Here is a 6,893-nt window from a genome sequence, read left to right as displayed (position 1 = left end):
AGGAGTCATAACTAACGTTTTTTCATTTTGTGTCTTGACAAGCGTGTACATTATATTTTGACATGTTTTCTTAGGAGTAGAGGCGGCTTATTCTACACATGTAGAAGACATTGGCTGCAGGATAATATTTTTAATGGAGAGATGTCTGGAACTTAAGGAAAAGTAGCTGATAGATATGATTTTTATTATCGTGTACACGCTCAAAATGTTGGTTGGATGGGATGGGTTAAGAATGGTGCTGATGCTGGGACAGCCGGTTACGGGTATCGATTAGAAGGAATTAAAATTCAAATTGATAAAAAAAGAGCTATTGCGCCAGGTTTTACAAATAATGTTTTTAATCAGAAATAAATAATATCTTGCTATTAATAGAAACGCACATTTTAGCGTTCTAATACAATTTAGCGTAATTCGAATTACGCTAAATTGTATTATTTTTTACGTTCTTAGACAAGACGAAAGCCGCTCAATTTCAGAAAATGTGACGTGGGGGAAACGAAAAAGTTTTTCCGACGGAAATATTTCCCTACCTTACAAGAGCTTCTTAGGATATGTAAAAGGGGAGAATGGATTACCACAGATTATTGAGGAAGAAGCAATGACAATCCGACTCATTTATAAGCTTTTTCTGGAAGGGCATACCCCTTCATCTATTGCCAAACAGTTGATGGCATTAAAAATTTTAAGCCCAACGAAAAGACAAAAATGGCCAGTGTCAACGGTAATCAGCATTCTTAAAAATGAGAAATACAAGGGCGATGCAATACTGCAAAAACGCTACACGACGGACTTCTTGACTAAAAAAACAAAGACCAACGAGGGGGAAGTTCCCCAATATTACGTTGAAAACAGTCACCCAGCGATCATTCCACCAGAAACCTTTGGCCTGGTGCAGGAGGAGTTTGCTAGAAGAAAATCAAAAGGCGGTTATACAGCTTGTCAAAGTTGTTTCTCCAGCCGGATTATTTGCGGCGATTGTGGCAGTGCCTATGGTAGCAAAGTCTGGCATTCTGGTAGCAAATATCAGCATACTGTCTGGCAGTGCAATAACAAGTTTAAGGAAAAAGACAAATGCAACACACCGCACTTGTATGATGAAACCATTAAAAAACTATTCGTGGAAGTCATGAATCACCTCATTAAAAATAAAACAGAGATATTTAAGAATTACCGCCTTATGATTGAGAAGCTAACAGATTGTCAGAATTTAAAGGAAGAACTGAAGCAAGTCGATGAGGAATGCAGCTCCATTGAAATGATGGTTGATGCCTTTGTCAGTGAAAACACCCGGGTAGCGATGGACCAGGAGGAATACCAGCGCCGGTACAACACCTATGCTGAGAGCTATGATAAACTTCGCAATCGCCATATGGCCTTAACTGAAGAAATCAGAAAACGGGAGGCCCAGAAGAATCAGATTCATGACTTTCTGGATATTCTTGAAAAACGCGACCAGCTACTCACAGATTTTGATGAAACCCTCTGGCGTCGGACTATTTTAGAGATGGTTGTTCTTTCCAAAGATGAAGTCAACTTTCGGTTTAAAGATGGAGCGGAGATAAAATGGCCAATGAAAGGAATATGATATGGCTGAAACACGCGAAGTTAAAACGATCACTAAAAGAAAGGGGATTTCTCATCATCAGCTCAAGCGGGTCTGCGCCTATATTCGGGTATCAACCGGTCACGATCTGCAGCTGAATTCATTGGAAAACCAGGAGCAGTATTTCAAACGTCTAATCACTTCACATCCGGATTATGAGTTTTGTGGTATCTATTCAGATGCCGGAGTGTCCGGTGCAAAGAATGATCGACCAGGATTTAATGCCATGATGGAGGCAGCAAGAAATCAAAAAATTGATTTAATCATCACAAAAACCATTTCCCGGTTTGCCAGAAATACGATGTTTCTGCTTGAAACAATCCGGGAATTAAAACAGTTAAACGTTGGTGTGATTTTTGAAGAAAACCACATTAATACCCTTCATGCTGAAGGGGAGTTAATGCTGACAGTCCTTGGGTCACTGGCTGAAGCAGAACGAAAATCGGTAAGCCAGAACATCAAGTGGTCCATTCAAAAGAACTACCAGGCAGGAAAGACGTTACACAGTCCGGACCGTGTCTTTGGCTACACTTCTGATAAGAATCGGAATCCTGTGATAAAGCCCGACGAAGCTGACATTGTCAGATTAATCTTTAAACGCTATTTATCGGGAATTTCTGGTTTTCAGATTGCGAAAGACTTTAATGAAGAAAAAGTACCGATTGAATTTAAAAGGGTTTGGATCTCGGAAAGAATCCTTCGGGTTATCTCAAATGAAAAGTATATGGGGGATTGCCTTCTTCAAAAATCGTTTGTTGATGAGAAAGGAAACCAGAAAAGGAATAAAGGACAAAAAAATAAATATTATGTGCGTGGTTGTTTCCCGCCAATTATCGATCAGGCGGACTGGTTTAAAGCACAGGAATTAAGAAAAACTCGTTCAAAAAAGACCTACCCATTTTCCGGCCGATTCATTTGCCCTTATTGTCTCCAAACCCTGATTCGCGTCACAGGTTTTAAGAAACAAATCTTTTGGATTTGCCAAACATATATGCATCAAGGAAAATCCGTTTGTAAGGGCGTTCGGCCAAAGGAAAAGATTTTAATAGAACTTTTGGAAGACCAGAATTTATTAAATACTGAAATGCAAATAATTGTAGAGGAGCAGTGTCATGGAAAAAACCATCACCCAAAAACCAAGAAAGATTTTTCGCTTAGACCCGTCAGCAAAGAGCAATGAAGAAGTTGAGGCTTGTGCAGATGAGACTAAAAAGAAGCTTCACGTCGCCGCCTATTGTCGGGTTTCCAGCGGAAGCAATGAGCAGGCATCCAGTTATGCAGCCCAGGTTGATTACTATAATCGACAGCTGCAGGAAAATGAGGATTATATTTTTTCAGGGATTTATGCGGATGAAGGAATATCGGGTACCAGCCTTAAAAAAAGAGAAGCCTTCAACCAAATGATGGCCGATGCCAGGGAGCACAAGTTCGAGATGATCATCACAAAATCGGTTTCCCGGTTTGGACGAAATACCCTGGATTGCCTTAACTGCATTCGGGAACTTAGTGAACTGGGGATTGATGTATATTTAGAAAAAGAAAACATCCATACCATCAAAAGCGAGGGGGAGGTGCTACTCACCCTGATTTTAGCGGTTGCTCAAAATGAAAGCCAGACACAATCGGACAATGTGAAATGGGGGATTCATAAGCAGTATGAGCGGGGCAACATCAAAAGTATTCCCAGTGGAAAGTTTCTGGGTTACAATAAAGATGATGAAGGCAATCTGGTAATAAATCAAGAGCAGGCGGTCATTGTCCGGCGCATTTATCAGGAATTTCTGGACGGCTATGGTGGGTATCAAATCGCAAAACGACTGACAGATGAAAAAGTACCAATGGCTTATGGTGGAAAAGGCTGGTGTCCAAGCCATATTAAAAAAGTATTGATCAATGAGAAATATAAAGGCGACACGCAGTTTCAAAAAACCTACAATACCTGCTGTTTGACCAAGAAACGAGCCAAGAATCAGGGCGAATTACCGAAACCTTATGTTGAAGATACCCATCCAGCGATTATTGAAAAACCAATATGGGACCTGGTCCAGCTTGAATTTATGCGGCAAGAACAATACTGTAAAGATCATCACATCACAAATGGTCGATACCATAATCAAAGTGATCGATTTCCTTTTGCCGGCAGAATCACATGTGGAACCTGCGGCAGTACCTTTATGCAGCTAACTGATAATGAAGGTAAGAAATACTGGCGATGTAAAACCTTTCAAGGTAAAAAGGGAACGCTGATTGAGGGGAAGTTGTATACTCCGCCTCCGAGAAAGCTATGGGCTGATCGTTCCCAAAATATCCGATGGTTAAGTGATCAATCTCCAAGAGAAATGTATTGTACCGATGTTAAAGTAAAAGCCGATTTTATCGAAACACTATTCATAAACGCCTGGAACCACCTGGTGGACCATCCGGAAGAAATAAAACCGAGCCGGGATGCTTTGAAAGATTATCGGGCAGGGGAGCTTAAGCGCTTGTTAGCGGAATATGGCAAGATTGATGAAATCAGACCGGAGCTGGTCAGACAAACATTGGATCACATCTGCGTTGGCGGAAACGGCGAAGTTGATGTGATATTTTTATTTGGGGGGAAGGGTTTGAAAAAATAAAAAACTTTTTCAAAACCTTCTTCATAGGGGGACAATTGACCCCTCTCGTCGGTATAATTTGAAGCAGAATGTGGTATAATATGTAACCTAAAAAAGTAAAAAAAAGGGGCTATGAGTGTGAAAAACAGAACATATATTGCCATAGATCTGAAAAGTTTTTACGCTTCAGTGGAGTGTATCGAACGTCAGCTCGATCCACTGTCCACAAACTTGGTGGTGGCCGACGCTGCTCGAACAGAAAAAACCATTTGCCTTGCGGTGTCGCCACCCCTGAAAACCCACGGTATTTCCGGTAGAGCAAGGTTGTTTGAGGTGGTGCAGAAGGTGAAAGAAGCCAATGCCAAACGGCAGCAAAAGGCACCAAATCGCGTTTTTACCGGTTCCTCTTATGATGATTCAGAACTTCAATCATCACCGGAACTGGAACTGGATTACATCGTAGCCTCGCCTCGCATGGAGCTGTATGTTGATTATAGCACACGTATTTACAATGTATATCTCAAATATATCGCTCCTGAAGATATTCATGTGTATTCCATCGATGAGGTTTTCATGGATGTGACAAATTATCTGAATACCTACAAGCTGACTGCTCGTGAACTGACCATGAAAATCATTCGGGATGTATTGAAAACCACGGGCATCACAGCTGCAGCGGGCATCGGTACAAATTTGTATCTCGCCAAGATTGCTATGGACATCGGAGCCAAGCATGTCAAACCGGATAAAAACGGTGTTCGTATTGCTGAGCTTACCGAGATGAGTTATCGCCAATCCCTATGGGACCATCGGCCTCTGACCGATTTCTGGCGAGTAGGCAAGGCTACCGCCAAAAAGCTCGAGTCTCACGGCCTTTTAACGATGGGCGATGTGGCCAGGTGTTCCCTCGGGAAAACAGGGGATTTTTATAATGAAGCCCTGCTCTACAAGTTGTTTGGCGTAAATGCGGAGCTGCTCATCGATCATGCCTGGGGCTGGGAACCATGCACCATTGCAGATGTTAAAGCCTATAAGCCAACAACTAACAGCATTAGCTCCGGTCAGGTCTTACAGTACCCTTATCCCGTCGATAAAGCCAGGATCATCGTACGGGAGATGGCCGATCTTCTGGCCTTGAATTTGGTTGACAAGCAAATGGTAACGGATCAGTTGGTATTAACAGCCGGTTATGACATCCAAAATTTGCAGGACCCAGAACTCAGGCAATCGTATAAGGGTGAAGTCACCACAGACCACTATGGCCGGCAGCTCCCTAAACATGCCCATGGCACCGAGAATCTTGGTAGGCACACGTCCTCGTCCAAGTGCATAATTGATGCGGTTACAATGCTCTTTGACCGCATTATAGATAAGCGACTGCTGGTGCGCCGAGTGAATATAACCGCAAACCATGTTATCCCCGAAGTATCTGCGCCCAAAGCTGCTTCATACCAACAACTCGACCTTTTTACCGATTATGCTGCCTTGGAAAAGCAGCAGGCAGCGGAAGAATTAGAGCTTGAAAGAGAGAAAGAGATGCAAAAATCCATCCTGGACATCAAGAAAAAATTTGGCAAGAACGCAATCCTCAAGGGCATGAATCTGCAAGAAGGAGCCACCACCAGGGATCGAAATGACCAAATCGGAGGACATAAAGCATAATGGGTTCATATGATGACATTATCCACCTGCCTCATTACGTTTCGGCTACCCGCCCCCGTATGCAAATTACCGATCGAGCGGCGCAGTTTTCGCCCTTTGCAGCACTTACCAAACATGGGGAAGCTATCGTGGAAACAGCTCGGCTCACACGGGATCGCAAGGAGCTGACAGAGGATGCCAAAGCAGATATTGAACTGCGGTTGAATCTGCTGGCCAAACAGATTGCCAGCCAGCCCGAAGTCTCCATCACATACTTTCTGTCGGACGAGATGAAAGACGGTGGCAGCTATATCACCGTCGCTGGTATAGTCATAAAGATTGATGTTTATGATCATATAATTGTGATGAAGGACAAAATCAAAATTCCGACAGAGAATATCTTTGAAATAAATGGGGAATTGTTTTCGGAGCTGGACTGAGTTATATGCTTTGCAGCTCTGGCTGATTCCAGTACAAATAGAAATTTATTGTACCGATATCAAAATAAAGTCGATTATATTGAAGAATTATTCATCAACGTCTGGAATTACCTGGTAGCTCATACGGAAGAAATAAAACCGAGCTACGATGTTTTGAAAGATTATCGGGCAGGGGAACACAAGAGTTTGTTAAGGTGTATAGAACGATAGAAGAAATCAGGCCAAAGGTGATAAGACATACATTGGCTCACATTTGCATCGATGAAAATAGTGAAGTAGATGTGATTTTTAGTGTAGAGTAAAAGTATGAAAAAAAGATTAAATGCTCATAAATGTGTAAAGAAAAATAAATATATAATCTAAAAATTTACAGCGAATCATCATTATGATTTGCTGTTATTTTTTTTGCCCAAAAATCAATTAATACCTTGAAATCGAATGCAATCAAGCTTAAAATTAAGTATAAATATAAAGGATACAATTTGAAAATTTCTACTTCAAAAGCTGTGGAAGATAGTCAGTGTTGTAATTAAATCAATAAGATGTGTATTTAAGAGAAGCTGTAAATGATGTTTTGGCTCTTAAAATTATGGGATATTTAAAGAGTAAAAG

The 6,893-nt window shown here is 41.5% G+C and carries 6 protein-coding genes; all 6 read left to right on the top strand.

The window, feature by feature from the left end:
- Nucleotides 1–216 precede the first annotated feature (216 nt).
- The gene (locus Q7P33_RS16955; protein WP_303871920.1) at nucleotides 217–351 is read left to right on the top strand and encodes a hypothetical protein; all 135 of its coding nucleotides are present in this window, start codon (nucleotides 217–219) and stop codon (nucleotides 349–351) included.
- 247 nt (nucleotides 352–598) lie between these two features.
- Nucleotides 599–1,585 (top strand): recombinase family protein, encoded by a 987-nt coding sequence (locus Q7P33_RS16950; RefSeq protein WP_303871919.1) that lies wholly within the window; start codon nucleotides 599–601, stop codon nucleotides 1,583–1,585.
- Between the two features lies 1 nt (nucleotide 1,586).
- Entirely contained in the window at nucleotides 1,587–2,783 is a 1,197-nt protein-coding gene (locus Q7P33_RS16945) for a recombinase family protein (RefSeq protein ID WP_303871918.1), read from the top strand.
- A complete protein-coding gene (locus tag Q7P33_RS16940; RefSeq protein WP_303871917.1) occupies nucleotides 2,716–4,221 on the top strand; it encodes a recombinase family protein in 1,506 nt (501 codons plus the stop codon). Before Q7P33_RS16945 ends, Q7P33_RS16940 begins: the two co-directional genes overlap by 68 nt.
- Before the next feature lie 117 nt (nucleotides 4,222–4,338).
- Nucleotides 4,339–5,862 carry a DNA methylase gene (locus tag Q7P33_RS16935; RefSeq protein WP_369693333.1) on the top strand — a complete coding sequence of 508 codons (1,524 nt, stop codon included), beginning with the start codon at nucleotides 4,339–4,341 and terminating at the stop codon, nucleotides 5,860–5,862.
- Complete coding sequence (locus Q7P33_RS16930; protein WP_303871915.1) at nucleotides 5,862–6,281, top strand: hypothetical protein; 420 nt, start codon at nucleotides 5,862–5,864, stop codon at nucleotides 6,279–6,281. Before Q7P33_RS16935 ends, Q7P33_RS16930 begins: the two co-directional genes overlap by 1 nt.
- Nucleotides 6,282–6,893 lie beyond the last annotated feature (612 nt).

Origin of the sequence: Acetobacterium wieringae, from assembly GCF_026646375.1 — a bacterium.
GTDB classification, from domain to species: Bacteria; Bacillota; Clostridia; order Eubacteriales; family Eubacteriaceae; genus Acetobacterium; species Acetobacterium wieringae_A.
The sequence above is the reverse complement of the archived record's forward strand: the minus strand, read 5'-3'. Positions and strand labels throughout refer to the sequence as shown.